The sequence below is a fragment of the Stenotrophomonas sp. STEN038 genome, from assembly GCF_056759895.1.
Map to the genome: position 1 here is coordinate 1 of NZ_JBRRDW010000051.1, position 20,099 is coordinate 20,099.

Below are 20,099 nucleotides of genomic sequence, written 5' to 3' on the forward strand. Positions count from 1 at the left end.
GAGCCATGCTCGGCATGAGGCCTTGCCGGTAACGCCCCTGCCGAGCACGGCTCGGCACTACCTTGGACATTGCCGGTAACGCCCCTGCCGAGCATGGCTCGGCACTACCTTGGACATTGCCGGTAATGCCCCTGCCGAGCATGGCTCGGCACTACCTGTCATCAATCAGGCGTTGCCTTCACCGCCCGCCAGCACACGGTGCCAGCCTTCCACGCCCAGCTGGTCCAGCGTGGCGATGTTGCGCTCGACGATCACGTCCGGGTCCGGGAACGCAGCCACCGCACGCTCAACACTGTCTTCGCGCAGCAGGTGCAGGGTCGGGAACGGCGAACGGTTGGTGTAGTTGCTCACATCATCCGGCGCAGCACCGGCGAACTGGTACTGCGGGTGAAAACTCGCCACCTGCAGGATGCCCTGCAGATCCAATGCTTCCACCGCCGCATCGGCGTTCTCCAGAAAATCGTTGTAGTCCAGGAAATCTCCGAGGACTTCCGGGTGGATGATCAGGGTGGTGTCGACCTGCTCAACCGGAGTGTCACGCAACAGCAGCAGCTCTTCGGCCAGCTGCTCCAGCAGTGCCTCCGGCGTGGTCGCATCGCTGAGCACGAAGCGTACCTGCTGTTTGACGTAGACCGCCTTGGCGAACGGGCACAGGTTCAATCCGATCACCGCTTTTTCCAGCCAGTTGCGAGTGACGGCGATGGGATCGATGGCGGCTTCTTCGTTCATGGCTGGCGCTCGGGCTGGCAGGGCAGGCGATTGTAGTGGTCATCGCTGCCGGCTGCCGTCGTGCTGTCATCGGGCTGGCATTCACTGTCCACAAACTGGACATCGGGCATTGTGGAAAACCCCGTGGTTTCAGCGGGTTGCAAGGATCTTGCCGAAGGCTAATAGGCAGTGGCCGGGCGCAGGTATTCAATGTCGGCACAGACCACGCTAGGAGTACAGGCAATGGCAGAACAGGCATTTCTTCCCCCCGCGCTATGGGCGGGCAAGCAGTTTGATGGTCAATGGCTGGCCGGCAGCAGCCAGCAGGACGTGATCGAGCCGGCAACCGGCAAGGTGCTGGGCAGCATTGCGATGGCCGACCCGGCGCAGATCGCGCGCTCGGCCGCTGCCGCCGCCATGGCACAGCGCGACTGGGCCAACGCGCCTTATGAAACCCGCGCGCAGGTGCTGCGTCGCGCCGCGCAGCTGGCCGATGAGCACGCCGCCGAGATCATCGACTGGCTGGTGCGCGAGTCCGGCTCGACCAAGCTCAAGGCTGGCTTCGAGAACAAGGTAAGCACCAAGGCCCTGCACGAGGCTGCAGCGCTGCCTTCGCGCAGCGTTGGCGAGATACTGCCGTCGGCATCGGGCCGGTTGAATCTGGCAAGACGCCGCCCGCTGGGTGTAGTGGGAGTGATCTCCCCCTTCAACTTCCCCCTGTACCTCGCCATGCGCGCGGTGGCGCCGGCGCTGGCGCTGGGCAATGCGGTGGTGCTCAAACCCGATCCGCGCACGGCGATCTGCGGTGGCTTCGTGATTGCACGCCTGTTTGAACTGGCCGGGCTGCCGGCTGGTGTGTTGCACGTGCTGCCCGGTGATGGTGCCGCAGGTGCGGCGCTGACCAGCGACCCCAATATCGCCATGATCCAGTTCACCGGCTCCACTGCTGCTGGTCGCAAGGTTGGTGAAGCGGCCGGTCGGCATCTGAAGAAAGTGTCGCTGGAACTCGGCGGCAAGAACGCGCTGATCGTGCTCGACGATGCCGATATTGACCTGGCCATCGCCAATACCGCCTGGGGCGTCTATCTGCATCAGGGCCAGATCTGCATGGCCACCGGTCGCGTGCTGGTTCAACGCGGTATCTATGCGCAGTTCCTGGAGAAGCTCATCGCCAAGGCGCAATCACTCACCGTCGGTGATCCGGCGCTTGGCGATGTCGCACTGGGTCCGCTGATCAACGCGCAGCAGCGCGACCATGCCGCACGTGTGGTGGCCGAAGCTGCAGCAGCCGGCGCAACGCTTGAAACCGGCGGCACCTATCAGGATCTGTTCTTCGAGCCGACTGTGCTCAGTGGCGTGGACAAGACCAATCCCGCCTTCCGCGCGGAGATCTTCGCACCGGTGGCGGTGGTGGTGCCGTTCGACAGCGATGAGGAAGCCGCAGTGCTGGCCAACGACACCGAATACGGTCTGTCGATGGCCATCGTCTCCAGCAATGTCGGCCGTGCCTTGAAGCTGGGTGAGCAACTGCACACCGGCATCCTGCATATCAACGACCAGACCGTGAATGACGAGGTCATAAACCCGTTTGGTGGTGTTGGCGCCTCTGGCAATGGCAGCAGCATCGGTGGCCCGGCCAACATCGAAGAATTCACCCAATGGCAATGGCTGACCATCAAGGGCGAAGCTCCCGCCTATCCGCTCTGAACAGGAGAAACCCATGAGTGCATCTGCAGAACTGCGCGACATCACCGTGGCGGTGGTGCGCGAGAAAGAAAAGCCGTTCACCATCGAGAACGCCCGCATCCGTGGGCCCAAGGATGACGAAGTACTGGTGCGGGTGATTGCTACCGGCCTGTGCCACACCGACCTGATCGTGCGCGACCAGTATTACCCGGTGCCGCTGCCGGCGGTGCTTGGCCATGAAGGTGCGGGCGTGATCGAAGCGCTGGGTCCGGGCGTCAAAGACCTGAAGGTGGGCGACCATGTCGTGCTCACCTACGGTGCCTGCGGCCACTGCAATCCCTGCAGCGGCGGGCACGGTGCCTACTGCAAGGACTTCTTCGGCCTGAACTTCGGCGGCGGTGAGCTGGACGGCAGCACCGCCATCCAGGACCCGCACGGTCAGCCGTTGCACGACCACTTCTTCGCCCAATCCTCGTTTGCGACCTATGCGCTGAGCCGCGAGAACAACGCGATCAAAGTGCCCGTCGACGCGCCGTTGGAACTGCTCGGCCCGCTGGGCTGCGGTATCCAGACCGGCGCCGGCGCGGTGATCAACTCGCTCAAGGTAGGCGCGGGCAGCAGCTTTGCGTCCTATGGCGCGGGCGCGGTTGGCTTGAGCGCGGTGATGGCTGCACGTGTGGCCGGTGCGACCACCATCATCGCCATCGACGTGGTGCCATCGCGGCTGGAGCTGGCCAAGGAGCTGGGTGCCACCCATACGATCAACAGCCGCGAGGTGGATGTGATCGAGGCGGTGCGTGCCATCACTGGCGGCGGTGTCGATTTCGCGCTGGAATCCACTGGTCGCCCGGAGGTATTGGAGCAGGGCATCGAGGCATTGGCCGGTCTGGGCGTGATCGGTGTGGTAGGCGCGCCCAAGCTGGGCACCAAGGCCGCGTTCGACGTCAACAACCTGCTGCTGGGCGGGCGCAGCATCCGCGGCATCGTTGAAGGCGACAGCGTGCCCAAGGTGTTCATTCCGCAGCTGGTACAGCTGTACCAGCAGGGCCGCTTCCCGTTCGACAAACTGGTCAAGTTCTATCCGCTGGAGCAGATCAACCAGGCGGCCGAGGACAGCACCAAGGGCATCACCTTGAAGCCGATCCTCAAGATCGGTTGATGGAACAAACCATCGCGGGCCGGGCTGGCCCGCGATGGCGATTCAGTCAGCGAGCGGGGTGTAGGCTGGGCGCAGTTGTCTGGAGGACGCCCATGGCCACCACGCTCGTGCAACAGCAGCAACGCCTGGCAGCGGCGCGACAGCGCTTCGCGGAAGGCGGCAGCCTGCCTGCGCAACTACTGGCACCGGCCGTGCTGCGCTCCTGGGAGCGCTCGCGGCAAGCGGGCGTACGCCCGCAGCAGGCACCGCAGTATTCATCGCTGACGCAGCGCAAGCTGCGTCTGGACGATCCGGCGGATCGATTGCTGGCGCGTTGCGTGCGGCAGGACATGGACGATCTTTGGGCGGCATTCGGTGGCCGTCGTTGGACGTTGTTCTGCGTCAATCGCGATGGCCTGATCATCGCCCAGCGCGAGCACGGTCTTGGCGATGAGGCGATACTGCGGCCGATTCAGGTCGGGCGGCGTGTGCGCGAGATCGAGATCGGCACTACCGCACCGTCCTGCGCACTGGCCGAGGACGCACCGGCGCTGGTACGCGGCAACGAGCATTATCTCGATGAGTTCTCGAAAGTGTATTGCCTGAGCGTACCGCTGCACGGCGCCGATGGTGACGTGCTGGGCGCGCTGGATATCACCGGCATCGGCGAGCGCGACAGCGAACTGCTGCGTGGTTACTTCCGTCAGGCCGCGCTGTCGATCGAGAACCAGCTGATCCAGCAGCAGCGCGATTGCCATCTGCTGGCCGTGCAGCACGATGCGCGCTGGTTGGGCACGCCGCTACAAGGTGTTCTGGCGGTGGGCGAGGACGGCCAGCTGCGTGCCGCCAACAGTGTGGCGCGGCGCATTCTTGGCCTGCCGCGCAGCGGCGTATTGCCGTTGATGCGCCTGGATGGCGTGTTTGCCGAAGCCAGCATGCCCCAACGCCGCCGCCTGCTGCAGGCCGGGCCGGTGCATCGGGTGCCGCTGCACGCGGATAGCGCCTTGCAGGTGCAGTATCTGCGCGGGCCGGTGCGCGCGCGGGCCAGTACCAAGGCGGTTGCGGTGGCAGCGACGAGTTCGCTGCGCACCCAGGGCGCACAGGCGGTGCGTGAAGCGGTGGCGGCGCATGCAGGCAATCTCAGCGCAGCGGCACGTCAGCTGGGCATCTCGCGCACAACGCTGTACCGCAAGTTGCAGCAGGCTGGTTGAGCCTGCTGCACCGGGTTTACATCAGTCGCGGAAGTTGTCGAACTGCAGCGGCTGTTCGAAGTCGTCCTTCTTCAGCAGTGCCATCACTTCCTGCAGGTCGTCACGCTTCTTGCCGTTGACGCGCAGCTTGTCGCCGTTGATCTGGGTGTCGACCTTGATCTTGGATTCCTTGATCTTGGCGGCGATCTGCTTGGCCAGCTTCTGCTCGATGCCCTGCTTGACCGTCACCTGCTGGCGCGCGCCACCCAGGTTGGTCTCGATGTCGCCGAACTCCATGCAACGGAAATCGATGCTGCGCGCGGCCAGACGCTGCTTGAGGATGTCGGCCATCTGCTTGAGCTGGAAATCGGTAGGCGCGGTGAGCTTGATCAGCTTCTCGCCATCCTGCTCGAAGCTCGCGGCCACGCCCTTGAAATCGAAGCGGGTGGACAGCTCGCGGTTGGCCTGGTCGATGGCGTTGGTCAGCTCGTGCTTGTCAACTTCGGATACGACGTCAAAAGAAGGCATGGGGCCTGCTCCAATCAGAAAACAGCGGCCATTCTAGGCGATTGGCGGGTAGGGGATGGTGGAGGGGGATGGTGCCGTTGCCGTTGCCGTTGCTGTTGCGCTTGGCTTGGGCTTGCTTTCAGCTCGTCATTCCCGCGAAGGCGGGAATCGCTCCTGCTCCTGCGTTTGCTGTGCTTTGGTTCCTCTCTAGTACGGAGGAATCGAAGCCAGAGCCAGAGCCAAGAGCGATTCCCGCCTTCGCGGGAATGACGAGCTAGGGGCAGAGGCCACAGCAACAGCCACAGCAACAGCAACAGCAACAGCAACAGCCAGGCAGGCAGGCAGGCAGGCAGGCCTCTTACAGCCCCAAGCGCAGCTTCACCTCAGTCGCAATCCGGCTGGTCTCGCGCAATGGCTCGACCGCCAGACCCAAATCAGCATTAAAAGCCGCCAGCCCATCCAGCAACCGCCCACGCTCCCGCAAGGCCTGCTGGAAGCGCGCCATCCGTTCCTGCGAGCGTTGACCCAGCAGCACGCCGACCGGCACACGGGTGGCGCAGGCTTCCGACAGCAGGTTGACCGAGTCCGGCGTGCAGACAATGCGGTCGGCCCAGCCCAGCAGGCCGGCATAGGGATTGGAGCCGTCGCCACCGTCGGCCCAGATCACCCCCGGCACGTCGTCGAAGGCACGCAGTAGTGCGGCAGTCACCGGCCGAGGCGTGCGCCGCGAGGTGGTGGCCAGCACGCTGCCGCCCTCGGCACGGATGCGCGCGGCCAGCTGCTGGAACAGTGGCTGGATGTCGCTGTCCTGCCACGGCGCGTGGTCGGTAGGGCCGCCCACCAGCAAAGCGGTGCGCGGCCCCGGCAGCTGCTCGAAGCTGGAGAACGCGGCCCGGCCCCAAGCCAGCCAGTCATCGCTGACCGGGTTGAGGCTGCCCAACAGGGTCAGCACGTTGTCCGCGCGCAGGCGGTCGTGCTCGGGCACCACCAGCAGGTCCCAGTGGCGCGGGGGAATACGAGGGTCAAGGATCTGTACGGTGCGGCTGCCGCGTTGGCCCAGTACCCGCAATGCGCCCGCCGCCTGCCGACCGCAACCAATCGCCAGCGCTGGTGGGTTGCCTGCCAGCTGCGCGAACTGCGGCCCAAAGCCCCGCGCACCGCCCGGCAGCAGGCGCGGCGACAGCCAGCGCCACGGCGCCCGTGGCAGCAGTTGCAGGCGCTGCTGGCCGCCCAGCGCCAGCGCGGACGCCAGTGCCACCGCCTGGCGCACGTTGCCTGCGCGGCCGTCGGTGATCGTCCATGGGAGCGTCGATCGTTTCGCGTATGGCATTAATTCGTTTCAATAAGGCTGGGTGTTGCAACAGCCAGAGGGCTCTACACTGAGGCCTCTGATCGGCGTGTCATTGTCCGGGGCCGACCCGTGCAATGTCACGACCGTAGCCAATTCACCACGGAGTTTCCATGTCCGACATCTTCAACGATGCCGCGCTTGACCAGCTGTTCCGCACCGCCCGCACCCAGAACACGTTCCAGGACCGCCCGGTTGAGGACAGCCAGCTGCGCGCCCTGTACGACCTGCTGAAGTGGGCGCCCACCTCCGCCAACGCCAGCCCGGCGCGCTTTGTGTTCGTCAAATCGGCCGAAGCCAAGCAGAAGCTGGCGCCAGCGCTGTCCGAGGGCAACCTGGCCAAGACTCTGGCCGCCCCGGTCACGGCGATCGTTGGTCTCGATCTGGATTTCCACGAGAAGCTGCCGTACCTGTTCCCCCACACCGACGCCAAGGCCTGGTTTGACGGCCCGCGCGAAGGCCGCCATGAGGCTGCATTCCGCAACGGCAGCCTGCAGGGTGCCTATCTGATCCTGGCCGCGCGCGCGCTGGGCCTGGATGCAGGCCCGATGTCGGGCTTCGACCCGGCCAAGGTGGATGAAGCGTTTTTTGCCGGCACCGCCATCAAGTCCAATTTCCTCGTCAATCTGGGCTATGGCGACCCGTCCGGCATCTTCCCGCGCCTGCCTCGGCTTTCCTTCGACGAAGCCGCGCGCATTGCCTGATTGTTGAAGTGTTCCACACGGCTTCCGTCACACCGGCTGACGCCTTGCTTGTCGAAAATAATCCGTCTATCACCTCCAAGGAGAGATCCATGTCCGCTATGACCAAGTTGCTGCTCCCGCTGGCCCTGGCCGCTGCCATCACCGCCTGCTCCAAGCCGGCTGACACCGCTGCCCCGGCTGCCGCCCCGGCCGAAACCGCTGCTGCGCCGGCCGCTGCTGCTGCCCCGGCTGCCCCGGAAGCTGCTGCGATCCAGATCGCCGCCGGCACCTACAAGCTCGACCCGACCCACACCGACGTGCTGGTGCAGTGGAGCCACATGGGCTTCTCCAACCCGAGCGCGCATTTCGGCAACGCTGACGGCACCCTGGTGTATGACGCCGCTGACGTGAGCAAGTCCAGCGTGGAAGTGACCCTGCCGCTGAGCGGCTTGAACACCTTCACCGCCAAGTTCGACGAACACATCCGCAGCGCCGATTTCTTCGACGCCGCCAAGTTCCCGACCGCCACCTTCAAGAGCACCAAGGTGGAAGCCGCTGGTACCAACAAGCTGACCGTGACCGGCGACCTGACCGTCAAGGGCATCACCAAGCCGGTGGTGTTGGACGTGACCGTCAATGGTGCAGGTGAGCACCCGATGGCGAAGGTGCCGTCGGTCGGCTTCGATGCCACCACCACCATCAAGCGCAGCGATTTCGGCGTGGGCGCCTACGCCCCGGCCGTCAGCGACGACGTCAAGGTCCGCATCACCACCGAAGCCTCGATCCCGAAGGCCGAGGAAGCTGCAGCCAAGTAATCGCTCCCGCGGTTTCTTCGCAGCACGCAGTAAACACAAAGGCCCGCCATTGGCGGGCCTTTGTTGTTAAGCCTTGAAGCCTCTCTCCCTCCGGGAGAGGGGATGGGGTGAGGGTGGGCGAAAGCGCGTCAAGCAAGCCGCAACATGGCTTCCTCGCCTTTGTAGGAGCGGCGTAAGCCGCGAAGCCGATACATCATCAGTTGGCAAAAATGCGGATGGCTTCAATACCGTCAGCTTCGCGGCTTACGCCGCTCCTACAAACTGGCGCTCAAGCAACGCGCGCTGGCACCCCTGCAAGTCGTACATGCCCCACCAACTGCCGCAGATAGCCGCCGGCTGCACACAGCAGCGCATCACCAACCGGCTTCAACGCGCGGCTTCCCCAGCGTTGATGGAAATGCCGCGCATACGGCAGCAGTACGTCCGAAAAGATCACCATCAGCTGGGCGGAGAAAAGCGCGAGCAGCGTTTCCAGCCCCAGCGCATCCAGCACAGGCACCAAGGTGGCCAGTTCCGGGTTGGAGACGATGCACAGGATCACGACGGTGGTAAGCAAAGCGGCCGCTCGGCCGCGCCAGTTGTGGGTTTTCATTTGTTGAACCATAGCAAGTAGCGGGCAGGCTGATGGGCCGCGCCTCATGTGCGCTACTTGCTGCGAACCGTTCACCGGTTCGAACAGGTATCGGTCAGGTGGCGCGTGGCGCGTTCCGTTTCATTGGATGCCGCCTGGCCTTGTTCGCCCGAGCGCAGCTTGCTGGTATCAGCCACCTTTCGAGCCGGGCTGTTGGAGTCGTCTTCCCCCGCCAGCTGCCTCGCCAGCTCGACATTGACGATATGTCCTTGCATGAACAGCAGGTCGGTATACACGCTCATTTCCCTACTCCTTGTTGAGAGGATTTGAGGTTAGTTCCGGGCTATAGTCCGGAAAAGCGAGCATCCTTCAATCAAGTATTGAGTAGAACTCAAGTCTTATGTCCAGACCGCCACTCCAGTTCCTGCAGGGCTTCGTGCTTGCCGCACGCATGGGCAACATGTCGCGCGCTGCCGAGGCGATGAATGTCACCGTCAGCGCCTTGAGCCACCAGATGCGGCAGCTGGAGCAGCGGCTCGGCTATCCGCTGTTGCTGCGGCAGGCGCGTGGCGTGGCGCCGACGCAGGAAGGGCGACGCCTGCTCGATCAGATCGGCCCGCACATGGATGCGATCAACGAGGTCTTCCGCCCGTTCCAGGCGCGCCGCGATTGCGTGTTGTCGATCAGTGCGGTGCCGACGATGGCATCGGCGTGGCTGGTGCCACGCCTTGGCCGTTTCGTGGCGGCGCATCCGCAGATCGAGATCAACCTGCAATCGAATCAGCTGCTGATCGATTTCGAACGGCAGCTGCAGTTCGACGGGGCGATGCGCATTGGTGATGGTCGCTGGCCGGGCGTGATCGCCGAGCCCTTGATCGATGAGTGGCTGGTGCCGATGGCCAGCGCGGCACTGGTGGAGCGCATGGGCGGCATTGGCGCGAAGCCGCTGGCGGAGTGGCCGTTGCTGGGTGACCCGGATGGCGAGTGGGACCGCTGGTTCGCCTTGACCGGCGCGAATGCGCCCAAGCGCTACGTTGCGATCTTCGATGACTCCGAATCGCACCACCGTGCGGCCTTGGAAGGCGTTGGCGTTGCGCTGGGGCGGGTGACGCGCGCGCAGCTTCTGCTGCAGTCAGGCCAGTTGCAGTTGCTGTCCGCTCACCGGTTGAAGACGGCCTGGTCGCACTGGCTGGTCTATCCCGAGCGATCGAAGGACCATGCTGGCTTCCAGGCATTCCGGCAGTGGCTGCATGCGGAAGCCGCCGAGTATCGAGTATTGATGGGTGAACAGCAGCAACAGTGACCTGTGTCAGCGCATGCAATCGCGGCTTGCCGCGATCGGCTTACACGCTTACTTGATCCACGGCGCCAGAACACGCAGCCGCTGCGGCTGCGAGGACAGCGTAAACGCCACCAGCAGGGCAGCACCGCTCAAGGCCATTACCCATACCAGCACCGCCATCGTGGCGTGATCCACGACGAGGCAGAGCACCAGCGCAGCCACGATGCTGCAACTGCCGAGGATGCGCAGCAGGCGCAGGACCGCGGGCGAGGGCTGGCGTTGCCACACCTGTGCGGCATGTACCTGCATCGACAGCGCCAGCCAGGCCATGCCGGTAAGGCTGGTCAACAACGCAGCAGCGAGCATCAGGTTGGCGGACAAGGGCTCAGGCATGTGCGTTCTCGCGGTGTGCGGCGTGTTTGGCATGCGCGCGCTGGCCCAGCTTGCGTGCGGTCAGTACGGCAATCACCGCGCTGCCAAGCAGGAACAGGTCGATGCCTGCGACCGGCCAGTAGCCGCGCGATAGCGTGCGCAGCAGGTGGTCACCGGTGGTGATCCAGTTCAATGCCACGGCTGCGACGGCCATCACCGCGATGGCCCAGGTCTGCTCGCGCCATGCCGGGTTGGTCAGGCCGCGTGCCACCGGCGCGCCGCGCATGCCGGCATGTACCAGCGCCAGCGCCCACACTGCCCAGAACGCATAGCGCTCCCAGTCGCCACGGCCGGGCAGGGCTTCGGGCAGCAGGCGGTTGGCGATCAGGATGCCGAGCGTGGCCAGGACCATGCCGGTTACCGTGGTCACTGCCAGCGCATCCACGATGCGCGCGCCCTGGCTGCCCTGCAGGGCGTGCTGACGCTTGCGTTTCTCGACGAAGAAGATGAAGCCGGTGGCAATGCACACTGCACCAGCAAGCCCGCCGAGCACGTACAGCCAGCGCAGCAGCCAATGGCGGAAGTGCTGCAGGTGCAGGCCGGTGAGGAACTCGGCCATGCGTGCCACCGGGGTGGCGGCTGGATCTTCGCGGATCAGCTTGCCGTCGGAGGATTTGAAGTGGATGCCATCGCCTACCAGTGCGATGCGATCGGTGCCGGCGCGGTACACGCTGACGTAGCCATTGGCATCGCCAACATGCTGCAGCACCAGGAAACCGACGTCACCGGCCTTGTCATTGGCCTCCCAGCGGCGCTGCGCCTGCGCGACCATCGCATCCACCGATGCCAGTCCGGCACTGACGCCCGCACGCTGGTGCGGCAGGCCGGTTTCCTGCGCTTCCACCCGTTCGTGCAGGTCATGCAGATCGTGCAGCTGGGTGTGGCCAACCGGAAAATAATAGGTGCCCGCGAAGATCAGCAGGCCGGTCAGCGCGAAAAAGAAATGGAACGGCAAGGCAACCACGCCGGTGAGGTTGTGCAGGTCCAGCACACTGCGCAGGCGGGCCTTGTCGGGGCGAAAGGTGAAGAATTCGCGGAAGATCTTCCGGTGCATTACCACGCCGCTGATCAACGCGGCCAGCATCACCAGGGCGGAGAAGCCGACGATCCAGATGCCCAGGTTCTTCCAATCCAGGGTCAGGCCGTAGTGCAGCGGAAAAAAGAAGCCACTGCCGATCTTCAGATGGTCGTCCGGCAGCACGCTGCCGTCGCGCGGATCAATGGTGGCGTAGGCCCAGATCAGTTCTTCCGGGTCCTTGGCATTGGGCACCTGGTAGCCGGCATACAGGGCCAGCACCGGGTCACGGTGGGTGGTGTACGCGCTCCAGCTGGCGACCTTGTCGAAGTGCGTGGGCATGGGCCCGTTGACCAGCGGGCGCATCGCATCGATGGCCTCCTTGGTCGGCTGCATCCGCTCGAACGCCGGCCGCAGGATCTTCTCGAAGGACGGCATCGGCTGCGCTTCGATGCGCGTGGCGGGAATCGCCCAGCGGTCGATTTCACGGTCGAAGACGGACAGCGCGCCAAAGAAGAACGCCGCCATCAGCACGAAACCCAGCACCAAACCGAACCAGGTGTGCAGCCACGCCATTGCTTGCCGGAAACTATTGAACATGGACTTCTCCGGTCATGCGAGCAGGGATTGGATGAGCGATGCGGCACCCGCCATCAGCAGACCGCCGCCAAGCAGTACTACCCATACGCGTAGCAGGCGCTTGGTCGCGATGCTCCACAGGAAGACCGTCACGTAGGTGAGCAGGCCGATGAAGGCACCCAGGAACTCGGCATCGTGGAAGTCCAGCTTGGCCGCGAACAACAGGCAGGTTGCCAACGCCACCGTGCCCCATGCGAAGACGTAGCCGCCGAGCATTGCGGCCAGTACGCGCAGCACGATTTGGCGTCGTGAGCGGGAAGCAGCTGTGATGGTGGTTGCTTGGGACATGGTGGCGGTGACGTCTCGGGTATCAGTTTCGTTGAAGCGTTGCTTGAGCCCCTCTCCCTCCGGGAGAGGGGTTGGGAAGAGGGTCGGGGTCTATGTGAGGTTGTAGCGAAGTGCTACCCCTCTCTCGCCCCTTCGGGGCACCCTCTCCCGCGAGGGGAGAGGGGATGGAGCAAAAGCCAAAAGCCAAAAGCCAAAAGCCAAAAGCCAGAAGCCAGAAGCCAGAAGCCAGAAGCCAGAAGCCAGAAGCCATGACTGCTTCGCTATACGCCGTCCTCAGAAGCGCCAGTCAAAGCTCAACTGGTAATTGCTCGGGGCACCGTAGTAACCAATCTGGTACAGGCTGTTGATGTACTTCTTGTCGGTGAGGTTGTTGACGTTGGCGCGTATCGTTGCGTTGGGCAGCACGTCCCAGGCGACGAAGGCATTGAGCACTGCATAGCTGCCCTGACGCACCACCATGTTGGTGTAGCTTTCCTTGGTGGAGGTGTCGCTCTGCCAGCGGCCGCCCAGGCCAAAGGACAGCGCTTCATAACTCGGTAGGCGTGAAGTCAACATCAGGTTGGCGGTGCGGCGCGGCACCCAGGTGTAGGTGCTGCCGCCGTCCTGGTTGCTCATCTTCAGCTGGGTGTAGCCGAATACCAGGCTGGTGTTGTCGCTGAGCTTGCCGGTGGCTTCGAACTCGACGCCCTTGGATTCCACGTCCACGCCGTAATACCAGTAGTTGGCGGTGGCGAAGTCATAGCCGCCATAGGTAGACAGGTTTTCCTGCTTGGCCTTGAACAGCGCCAACGTGGTCAGCAGGCGGCGGTCCAGCCATTCGGCCTTGATGCCGACTTCGTAGTTCACACCCTTGGTCGGGTCCAGGTAGACATGCTTGATGTCGTACTGGTCCTGCGGCTGGTAGATGTCGGAGTAGCTGACATAGCCAAGCACGCTGTCATTGAAGTCCCAGGTCAGGCCGGCATAGGGGCTGATATGGTCTTCGGTCTGGTTGAAGGCAACGCCGTTGTTGCCGTCGCGGTGGTACTCGGCCCAGTTGAAACCGATCACCGACTTCAGGCGATCGGTGAAGCTCAGCCGGGTCGCACCATAGCCGCGTTTCAGGCGCTGGTTGGTCCAGTTGGATCTGGTGCGCGGGCCCCATTGCGGCTCGGCAATGGCGTTGCCTGCATAGGGGAAGGCAGGCAATGCGCCAAACGAAGGATCGCTGCTATCTACCGGGTGGTCCCAGGTGGTCTCTTCGCTCTTGGCGATGCTGAAGCCGAACACGGCTTCCTGCTCGCGGCCGAACAACTGGAAACGACCATTCAAGGTGATATCGCCCAGGTGCGAGCTGCCCTGGTCGATGCCCTTGTACGACCAGCCAACCAGGCCTTCGGCGGTCACCGGATCCAGTCCGGTGGTGGTGTAGGCGAAGAACAGCTGGTCATCGCTGCCACTCTTGCGGTAGTTGTACGAGGCCTTCACCTGCCAGTCTGCACCCAGCTGGTGGGTGTATTCGGCGAAGGCGGTTTCGGTCTTGGTATCCCAGTAGGTCCAGTCCTGCGTGGTGGAGGCGCTGCGGCGCCATGACGCCTGCGTGCCATCGGCGTTGACGAAGGTCAGCGCGCCCCACATGTTCTGGTCGCTGTTGGCTTTTTGCCAGGAATAGCCCACGGTCAGCGTGCCGTTGTCGCCAATCTGGCCATCGACCACGCCGTAGAAGAAGTTGCGGTCGGTATTGAAGCCGCGCAGGTAGGAGTCGGCGTCTTCATGCGCTGCCGCCACCCGACCGGCCCAACGGCCGTCCTCGGTGAAGGGCGTGGAATAGTCGATCTCGACGCGGCGCTTGCCCCACGAGCCGACGCTGACGCCCAGCTGGCCCTTGGCCTCGTTGGTGGGGCGCTTGCGCACGTAGTTGATGGTGCCGGAGGCGTTGCCCACGCCGGTGAGCAGGCCATTGGCGCCGCGGATCACCTCGAGCTTTTCGTAGCCGAAGGCATCCGTCGCGCCGGTGACGATGCCCCAGTCATTGGGCAGGCCAACGCCGTCGATCTGGGTGTTCTTGATGTCGAAACCGCGCGCCACGTAGTTGGTGCGGTTGGTCTCCCATTCCTCCACCTGGATGCCGGTGGCCAGGCGCAGCGCGTCGTTGATGTTGTCGATGCCGAACTGCTGCATCTGCTCGCCGCTGACCAGGCTGATCGACTGCGGTGTTTCCTTGATGTCCAGATCGAGGTTGGTGGCACCGTTGCTGACCCGGTTGGCGCGTTGCGATACCACGCGCACGGTATCCAGCTGGGTAGCGGTGTCATTTTCCGTGCCAGAGGCGGCCGCAGGAGCGCTCTGTGGCGCTGCCAGAGCGGCACCACAGCTGCTGGCCAGGGCCAGGCAGATGGCGACCTGCAGACGGTTGCGAGTGTTGCGGAACGGGAACGATGAGCCAGCGGCATGAGCCGGGCGGGCGAGGGGGCGACTGGGGTGCATGAGCGAGCCTGAACGAATTTAGATAACGGATTGACCACGGGCGGGGCGGTCCCGCTTCCGTTGCGGGTGGTAACTGCGCTCAAGCGGGCGGCGATGTTAGTGGGAAATTAAATGCGAATGATTCGCAGTTTGCAACTGTTCGGGCAGTCAGGTTTCGTCAAAAGGCTGCGTCTGCGGGGTATCACCCGGCTGGAATCGAACCGCTTGCTGGGCCACCTGCAGCACGCTGACGGGTCCTTGTATGCTTTGGCCGACGCCCGCGAGCCGAGGTGAAGATGTCCAACGCGCTTCATGCAGATGTTGAACGTCGTGGTCCCCTGCAACGTTTGGCCTGGGCATTGCTCTGGCTTGCACTGGCGGCACTGAGCCTGCATTTTCTGCTCGCCGTCCATGGCCAATACCGGCACCTGGACCCCGAGCACTACACCATGTACTGGTCGCGGCGCGGCTGGTTGTGGCTGCACATAGCCGGTGGGGTGCTGGGCATCGTGCTCGGCCCACTGCAGTTCCTCACCCGCTGGCCGCGTGCCTGGCCGCGCCTGCATCGCTGGGTTGGGCGCAGCTACATCAGCGGCATGTTGCTGGCCTGTGCGGCAGCGGTGGGCTTGATCGCCACCTCGCCGGCACCTGCTTCGATCACCACCGCGTTCGCGGGCACCGCGCTGGCCTGGCTGCTGACGGCCTTGGTGGCGATGATCAGTATCCGCCGTGGCAAGGTGGCACGGCATCGCCGCTGGATGACGCGGGCCTATCTGGTCACGCTGGCACCGGTGGTGTTCCGGCTGTTGTTGCCGGCGTGGATAGCGAGCGGGCATGCGCCCAGCCCGGACGCCATCGCGCTGCTGTTATGGAGCAGCTGGGTGGTGCCCCTGCTGCTGCATGGCGTACTTCCGAGTGCATGGAAGAGGTGGCGGGGAAGAGCACCGTCGATAGCATCTCCGGCGGGGTGATGCTTCCCGCTGCCGGTTGGACTGACGGGCGATTCAACGCTCAGCGGGTGAGCGGGCAGCGCCACGTAGTATCGGAATGAAGCGCACCGCCATGCCAACCAGCAGGAAGGCCACCAGCATCGCCGCCGAGTTGGCCAGAACCTTGGCAAATCCAATCTTGGCGACATCGATGAAGTAGTACGGATACATGCCACTCAGTTCGCCGCGGATCAACGCGTAGATGAAGTAGGCGACCGGATAGATGCACCATGCCAGTGGCGCGAGCGCGCCAATTCGGATTCTGGGTGCAAACACCACCCAATAGGCAAGCGCGCAGAGCGGCACCACGTAGTGCAACAGGTAATCGGCAAGCAGCTGCAAGCCCTGCGGACTCCAGGCATTGCGCAGCAGCACGTGGTAGCCAGCACCAACCATGACAATCGAGGTGATCGCACAACCCAGTACCTCAGGTTTGGCGAAGAACCGGCCTGGACCTGTTGCCCCAGCGACAAGCGGCAAGCTGGCTGCAAGCGCGACGAACAGATTGGTAAGCACCGTGAAATAGGCGAGGAAGGCGAGCGTTCCGTGGAGGACGCCACGACCATTGGAAAACGCCAGTTCGATGGACAGGTAGAGCTGCAGCAGCAGCGCCGACCATGCGACGATCGCCAGCGCTGCCAGCAACGCTCTGTCGAGCGGGTGAGGCTTGATCCGCATCTGCTCTCCGAAGGAGTTCAACTGCCCAGGCAGGCAGAGTAGCGCAGTACGTGCATTCAGCCCGCAAGCAAGCTGGCTCGGCAGTCCGCAGCTACTGAAAGCCCCTCTCCCTGCACGCGAGAGGGGTTGGGGAAAGGGCGACGCAAGCATCACTGCCGCCGGGGCGAGGAAAGCTCCGAAGCGGATGCTCCTTCCTGGCCAAGCCGTAGTGCCACTCATCCCACCGGCAGGAACCGCGTCACCTTGTGCTTGAGCAACTGCACCAGTATCGGGTCCATGTAGTCGTAGTCATCCGGAATGTCGAGGCAGATTACCCGCTTGCCATCCAGGTTGGCGCGGAACTTCTTCGACAACTTGTTGCGGTGGGCTTTCTCCATCACAAAGATCAGATCCGCCCAAGCCAACAGCTCCGGTGACACCGGCGTACTGGCATCATTTCCCAGCCCGGCCGACTGCGTTTCGATACCCGGCCAGTTGGCGAAGACCTGCTCTCCGGTAGGACTGCGCAGACGGTTCTGGGTGCAGATGAAAAGGACGTTGCGCGGCATGACGACTCCAGCGAGGTCAGGCGGAGGGTGCAGGGGGGGCGGCCGGAGTGCCGCAGCGTAGGAGCATTGCAGTGAACACGGCAACCGCCAGCAGCGGCCAACCAAAGAACAGTCCCCGGAAAAGCAGCGAACCGTTCACCATTCCGATCAGTGTCAATGAAACCAGGCTGCCACAGCCGAAACCGATCCAGATAAATGTGGTGTTGAAGGTGCGCTGGCCAGTGCCAAGCACGAAATAGGCACGCCACAAGGCGATGATGCCGAGCCAGCCGCCAGTCAGGCAGGTCAACACCAGCGCAGCACTGCCAAGATGCTCCTGGCGTTGTATCGACTCCGCCGCGAACATCGCGCCCAATGCGCTGTAGAACAGTGCCGTCAAGGTGCTCGGCACAATCACTAGAAAGCCGATGAGCTGGGCCAGCAATTTCGTTCGCATGCGATCCTTCGTGATGGAGTGCGGATCACGCCGCAGGTTGCTTCCAGCTGAGCTTGGGTGGAACTGCTGCAGGTTCGACGGAGGCCGCTCGCGAAACACGGGAGTCGCGATCAGCGGGTATCCGTTTCCACCACCACCGCAGTTCCATAGCAGAGCACTTCGGTGAGTCCGGTCATCAGCTCGGTGGCGTCGTAGCGCACACCAATGATTGCATTGGCGCCAAGCTGGCGGGCATGGGTGACCATGTCGCGGTAGGTTTCATCGCGGGCCTGTTCGCACAGCTCCGTGTAGATGGTGATGTTGCCGCCGAAGATGGTCTGCAACCCGCCCAGGAAATTGCCAACGATGGAGCGCGAACGCACGGTGATGCCGCGTACCAGGCCGAGGTTGCGTACGGCACGGTAGCCCGGCAGTTCCAGGGCAGTGGTGATCATCGCGTCGGTGAGCAGGGTAGGTACCGCACGGTTGGTGGAGGTGTTGTAAGGGTCGGTCATGGTAGGAGCCGGCAAGGTGCCTCAGGGATTCGAGTATGCGTGCATTGCAGTGGCCGGCACCATGGCTTCCCGAGCAGGACAGAGGGGAACCGGCCCGCAAGGCGGGCCGGAAGTTCGGAATGTCAGGCTGACCGCACCAACGCCGCCGTCGCCTTGCGTACCACTGGCAACAACAACAGCAGGATTGGGAAGGCGACCAGCCACGAGACACCCCAGGCAGCGAGCCACTTGGAGCCGAGCAGCGGCGACATGCCGATGCTCTTCAGTGTGCTGATCAGGGAGACGACGCAGGTCATCAGGATGGACAGCAGCAAGGGCATGACCAACGCGCCGTAGCGCAAGGGCAGCTTGGGAATGCCAAATACGATGGTGGTTTTGTCTATAGCGTTCACGGTGATCTCCTGGATCCGGTCAAGCAATGGCGCCTATCACCCATGGATGGATGAACAGCCCCGGCAATGCCGGAGTTGGTGGGCGCGTTGGTTGACGTAAACGCTTACGGCCATCGCGTAGAGCCGCGAGGACGCGCAGATCTTAGGAGCTGGTCATGCTTCTGGCAAGCGCTTCAATGTTGCCGCCGGCAAAGCAATGCGTTTCATTGCCCGACCAGCTCGCGCAGTTCAATGACCCGGTCAATGTTGAGCTGCATTGGACAGAACGAATACATCGGCGAGCCAACATAGGAGCCCGCGAGTTCGCAGTGCAGGTCCCGGTACACCAGCCAGCCCTTCTGGGCGCGCTCGAGCCTTGCTGCGTCGTTCGCGTTCTCTGCAAGCAATTTGCTGTAGAAGGCACGGTAGAGGCGTGTCATCTCCGCCTTGGCATGCTCCGAGGTCACAGACGAACAAGCCTCCACCGTGCCGTTGTTGATGTCACCGGCCTTGGCCAGGCAGTCGTTATAGGCCTGCTGGTGGTCCAGCGGTGTGGCGGCAGCGGGCGATGCCAAGCCTGCAAACAACAACAGGGAAACTACATTGGGTCGCATCGTGCAGTGCCTGTGCTGTGGCAGCCGCAGCTGCCGTGGTGATCGACTTGGCGAATTTTCAAGCGGCAATCGGTTCAGCGCCGAGTGAGCTCTTGCCCATCGACCGTCATCTTCCAGTTTCCATTCACTTGATGCGGCGGCACGGAGACCACGAAACGCGTGGTCAACGGGCCGACTCCTGCGATGAAGTCATTGCCTTCATAGGCCTTGATGGGTGCATCCAGTGATTTGCTCACCGACGGGCTGGGTTGGTGCTTGTAGATGACGCGCCCGCTGGCATCGATGAGCAGCGAGGTGGTGGTCGACTCCCACGTGCCGACATAAGCCTGCTTGTCCGCCGGAACCGGCTTGCCACAGGCGGCAAGCACAAGGGTGAACAACAGGGCCAGCAATGCGAGGCGGCCACGGCGCAATGCTTCCGGCAGAAAAATGTTGTGGTTAGTGCGATGGGCAGTGGTGTGTCGCATCCGGGGCTCCCTTCTAGTGCATGGATGGCGGATCAGTCGGTTCGTTGCTGATCGGGGTGTTGGACGTGCGCAACTCTGCCTATGAATGTCATTGCTAGCAAGCGTCTGGAGTCTGGAATTGCCTGCGATAGCCATGCAGGAAAACGTGCGCGATGCTGGCTGTGTGCGAATCCGGCGCTCGCAAATGCTGCGCGCAGGCGTGCGCAACATCGCTATTCCTGCGCCGAGAACGATGCGTGATAGGCAACCGCTCCCTGCGGCATGCGCATACCGAACGAAAGCGCCTGGAAGTACTCGGCGGGGACGCCCGGCAAGGTAAGCGCATCAGTGGCCTTGAATCCAAACCGCTCGTAGTAGCCCGGATCGCCAAGCACCACGCAGCCACCTGCACCAAGCACACGCAGTTGCTCGAGCGCTGCGTCGATCAGCTGGGTACCTATGCCCTTTCCCTGCAAGTGGGGCAGGACCGATACCGGTCCAAGCCCGTACCAACCAATGTCTGCACCGGCGATGGTCACCGGCGATGCCGCAACGTGGCCAACGATGGCGCCCGATTGTTCCGCTACCAGGGAAACGGTGAGCTGGCCGGAGCGGCGCAATGCGGCCACGATGAACTGTTCGGTGTGATCGGTATGCGGTGCTTCCAGAAAGGCGGCGACTGTCACCGCGTCGATGGATGCGATGTCGGCGGGCGTTTCCGGTCGGAGCTGGATGTTCATGGGATCAGGGGGCGTCTGCATGGGAGGCTTGGATAC

General features: G+C 63.4%; 24 protein-coding genes. 7 read left to right on the top strand and 17 right to left on the bottom strand.

Features of this window, described 5'->3' with window-relative positions:
- Window positions 1-165 precede the first annotated feature (165 nt).
- Window positions 166-729, bottom strand: coding sequence for a DUF1415 domain-containing protein (locus tag ACVOLS_RS17330; protein WP_481546652.1), 564 nt, complete (start codon window positions 727-729; stop codon window positions 166-168).
- Between the two features lie 222 nt (window positions 730-951).
- On the opposite strand from ACVOLS_RS17330, the gene ACVOLS_RS17335 reads away from it, so the two are divergent.
- The 3 genes from ACVOLS_RS17335 to ACVOLS_RS17345 all read left to right on the top strand — a co-directional run bounded on the left by ACVOLS_RS17335 (window position 952) and on the right by ACVOLS_RS17345 (window position 4,743).
- Window positions 952-2,415: a benzaldehyde dehydrogenase gene (locus ACVOLS_RS17335; RefSeq protein ID WP_481546653.1), complete on the top strand. Its 1,464-nt coding sequence runs from the start codon at window positions 952-954 to the stop codon at window positions 2,413-2,415.
- 13 nt (window positions 2,416-2,428) lie between these two features.
- On the top strand, window positions 2,429-3,553 hold the full coding sequence (locus ACVOLS_RS17340) for an NAD(P)-dependent alcohol dehydrogenase (RefSeq protein ID WP_481546654.1): 1,125 nt from the start codon (window positions 2,429-2,431) through the stop codon (window positions 3,551-3,553).
- 92 nt (window positions 3,554-3,645) lie between these two features.
- Complete coding sequence (locus ACVOLS_RS17345; RefSeq protein WP_481546655.1) at window positions 3,646-4,743, top strand: helix-turn-helix domain-containing protein; 1,098 nt, start codon at window positions 3,646-3,648, stop codon at window positions 4,741-4,743.
- A gap of 21 nt (window positions 4,744-4,764) precedes the next feature.
- On the opposite strand, the gene ACVOLS_RS17350 is transcribed toward ACVOLS_RS17345, so the two are convergent.
- A complete protein-coding gene (locus ACVOLS_RS17350) occupies window positions 4,765-5,250 on the bottom strand; it encodes a YajQ family cyclic di-GMP-binding protein (protein ID WP_057626773.1) in 486 nt (161 codons plus the stop codon).
- A 337-nt stretch (window positions 5,251-5,587) separates the two neighbouring features.
- A complete protein-coding gene (locus tag ACVOLS_RS17355; protein WP_481546656.1) occupies window positions 5,588-6,559 on the bottom strand; it encodes a mitochondrial fission ELM1 family protein in 972 nt (323 codons plus the stop codon).
- A gap of 131 nt (window positions 6,560-6,690) precedes the next feature.
- Between ACVOLS_RS17355 and ACVOLS_RS17360 the strand changes: the two genes are divergently transcribed.
- Together ACVOLS_RS17360 and ACVOLS_RS17365 are read left to right on the top strand one after the other, a co-directional pair.
- On the top strand, window positions 6,691-7,281 hold the full coding sequence (locus ACVOLS_RS17360) for a malonic semialdehyde reductase (protein WP_481546657.1): 591 nt from the start codon (window positions 6,691-6,693) through the stop codon (window positions 7,279-7,281).
- Between the two features lie 89 nt (window positions 7,282-7,370).
- Window positions 7,371-8,075, top strand: coding sequence for a YceI family protein (locus ACVOLS_RS17365; RefSeq protein WP_481546658.1), 705 nt, complete (start codon window positions 7,371-7,373; stop codon window positions 8,073-8,075).
- A gap of 268 nt (window positions 8,076-8,343) precedes the next feature.
- On the opposite strand, the gene ACVOLS_RS17370 is transcribed toward ACVOLS_RS17365, so the two are convergent.
- Complete coding sequence (locus ACVOLS_RS17370; protein WP_481546659.1) at window positions 8,344-8,667, bottom strand: hypothetical protein; 324 nt, start codon at window positions 8,665-8,667, stop codon at window positions 8,344-8,346.
- 71 nt (window positions 8,668-8,738) lie between these two features.
- Window positions 8,739-8,948 (bottom strand): hypothetical protein, encoded by a 210-nt coding sequence (locus ACVOLS_RS17375; RefSeq protein ID WP_481546660.1) that lies wholly within the window; start codon window positions 8,946-8,948, stop codon window positions 8,739-8,741.
- Window positions 8,949-9,046: 98 nt separating this feature from the next.
- Between ACVOLS_RS17375 and ACVOLS_RS17380 the strand changes: the two genes are divergently transcribed.
- Window positions 9,047-9,949: a LysR substrate-binding domain-containing protein gene (locus ACVOLS_RS17380; RefSeq protein WP_481546661.1), complete on the top strand. Its 903-nt coding sequence runs from the start codon at window positions 9,047-9,049 to the stop codon at window positions 9,947-9,949.
- 48 nt (window positions 9,950-9,997) lie between these two features.
- Here the strand turns inward: ACVOLS_RS17380 and ACVOLS_RS17385 are convergent, their stop codons facing one another.
- From ACVOLS_RS17385 to ACVOLS_RS17400, 4 genes are all read right to left on the bottom strand, one after another.
- Window positions 9,998-10,321 carry a DUF3325 domain-containing protein gene (locus ACVOLS_RS17385; RefSeq protein WP_481537653.1) on the bottom strand — a complete coding sequence of 108 codons (324 nt, stop codon included), beginning with the start codon at window positions 10,319-10,321 and terminating at the stop codon, window positions 9,998-10,000.
- On the bottom strand, window positions 10,314-11,975 hold the full coding sequence (locus ACVOLS_RS17390; RefSeq protein WP_481546662.1) for a PepSY-associated TM helix domain-containing protein: 1,662 nt from the start codon (window positions 11,973-11,975) through the stop codon (window positions 10,314-10,316). Before ACVOLS_RS17390 ends, ACVOLS_RS17385 begins: the two co-directional genes overlap by 8 nt.
- 12 nt (window positions 11,976-11,987) lie before the next feature.
- On the bottom strand, window positions 11,988-12,302 hold the full coding sequence (locus tag ACVOLS_RS17395; protein ID WP_481546663.1) for an iron uptake protein: 315 nt from the start codon (window positions 12,300-12,302) through the stop codon (window positions 11,988-11,990).
- Between the two features lie 273 nt (window positions 12,303-12,575).
- Window positions 12,576-14,768: a TonB-dependent siderophore receptor gene (locus ACVOLS_RS17400; protein ID WP_481546664.1), complete on the bottom strand. Its 2,193-nt coding sequence runs from the start codon at window positions 14,766-14,768 to the stop codon at window positions 12,576-12,578.
- A gap of 275 nt (window positions 14,769-15,043) precedes the next feature.
- On the opposite strand from ACVOLS_RS17400, the gene ACVOLS_RS17405 reads away from it, so the two are divergent.
- The gene (locus ACVOLS_RS17405) at window positions 15,044-15,718 is read left to right on the top strand and encodes a DUF2306 domain-containing protein (RefSeq protein WP_481546665.1); all 675 of its coding nucleotides are present in this window, start codon (window positions 15,044-15,046) and stop codon (window positions 15,716-15,718) included.
- Window positions 15,719-15,751: 33 nt separating this feature from the next.
- Here ACVOLS_RS17405 and ACVOLS_RS17410 read toward each other — a convergent pair whose 3' ends face one another.
- The 8 genes from ACVOLS_RS17410 to ACVOLS_RS17445 all read right to left on the bottom strand — a co-directional run bounded on the left by ACVOLS_RS17410 (window position 15,752) and on the right by ACVOLS_RS17445 (window position 20,063).
- Entirely contained in the window at window positions 15,752-16,414 is a 663-nt protein-coding gene (locus ACVOLS_RS17410; RefSeq protein ID WP_481546666.1) for a Pr6Pr family membrane protein, read from the bottom strand.
- Window positions 16,415-16,629: 215 nt separating this feature from the next.
- The gene (locus ACVOLS_RS17415; protein ID WP_481546667.1) at window positions 16,630-16,962 is read right to left on the bottom strand and encodes a low molecular weight protein tyrosine phosphatase family protein; all 333 of its coding nucleotides are present in this window, start codon (window positions 16,960-16,962) and stop codon (window positions 16,630-16,632) included.
- 16 nt (window positions 16,963-16,978) lie between these two features.
- Window positions 16,979-17,497 carry a hypothetical protein gene (locus ACVOLS_RS17420; protein WP_481546668.1) on the bottom strand — a complete coding sequence of 173 codons (519 nt, stop codon included), beginning with the start codon at window positions 17,495-17,497 and terminating at the stop codon, window positions 16,979-16,981.
- A gap of 11 nt (window positions 17,498-17,508) precedes the next feature.
- A complete protein-coding gene (locus ACVOLS_RS17425) occupies window positions 17,509-17,892 on the bottom strand; it encodes a YbjQ family protein (protein ID WP_481546669.1) in 384 nt (127 codons plus the stop codon).
- Window positions 17,893-18,014: 122 nt separating this feature from the next.
- Window positions 18,015-18,284: a DUF2798 domain-containing protein gene (locus tag ACVOLS_RS17430; RefSeq protein ID WP_481546670.1), complete on the bottom strand. Its 270-nt coding sequence runs from the start codon at window positions 18,282-18,284 to the stop codon at window positions 18,015-18,017.
- 203 nt (window positions 18,285-18,487) lie between these two features.
- On the bottom strand, window positions 18,488-18,877 hold the full coding sequence (locus ACVOLS_RS17435) for a lysozyme inhibitor LprI family protein (protein ID WP_481546671.1): 390 nt from the start codon (window positions 18,875-18,877) through the stop codon (window positions 18,488-18,490).
- A 74-nt stretch (window positions 18,878-18,951) separates the two neighbouring features.
- Window positions 18,952-19,344, bottom strand: a complete 393-nt coding sequence (locus tag ACVOLS_RS17440) for a hypothetical protein (RefSeq protein WP_481546672.1) — start codon at window positions 19,342-19,344, stop codon at window positions 18,952-18,954.
- Between the two features lie 212 nt (window positions 19,345-19,556).
- The gene (locus tag ACVOLS_RS17445; protein WP_481546673.1) at window positions 19,557-20,063 is read right to left on the bottom strand and encodes a GNAT family N-acetyltransferase; all 507 of its coding nucleotides are present in this window, start codon (window positions 20,061-20,063) and stop codon (window positions 19,557-19,559) included.
- Between the last annotated feature and the right edge of the window lie 36 nt (window positions 20,064-20,099).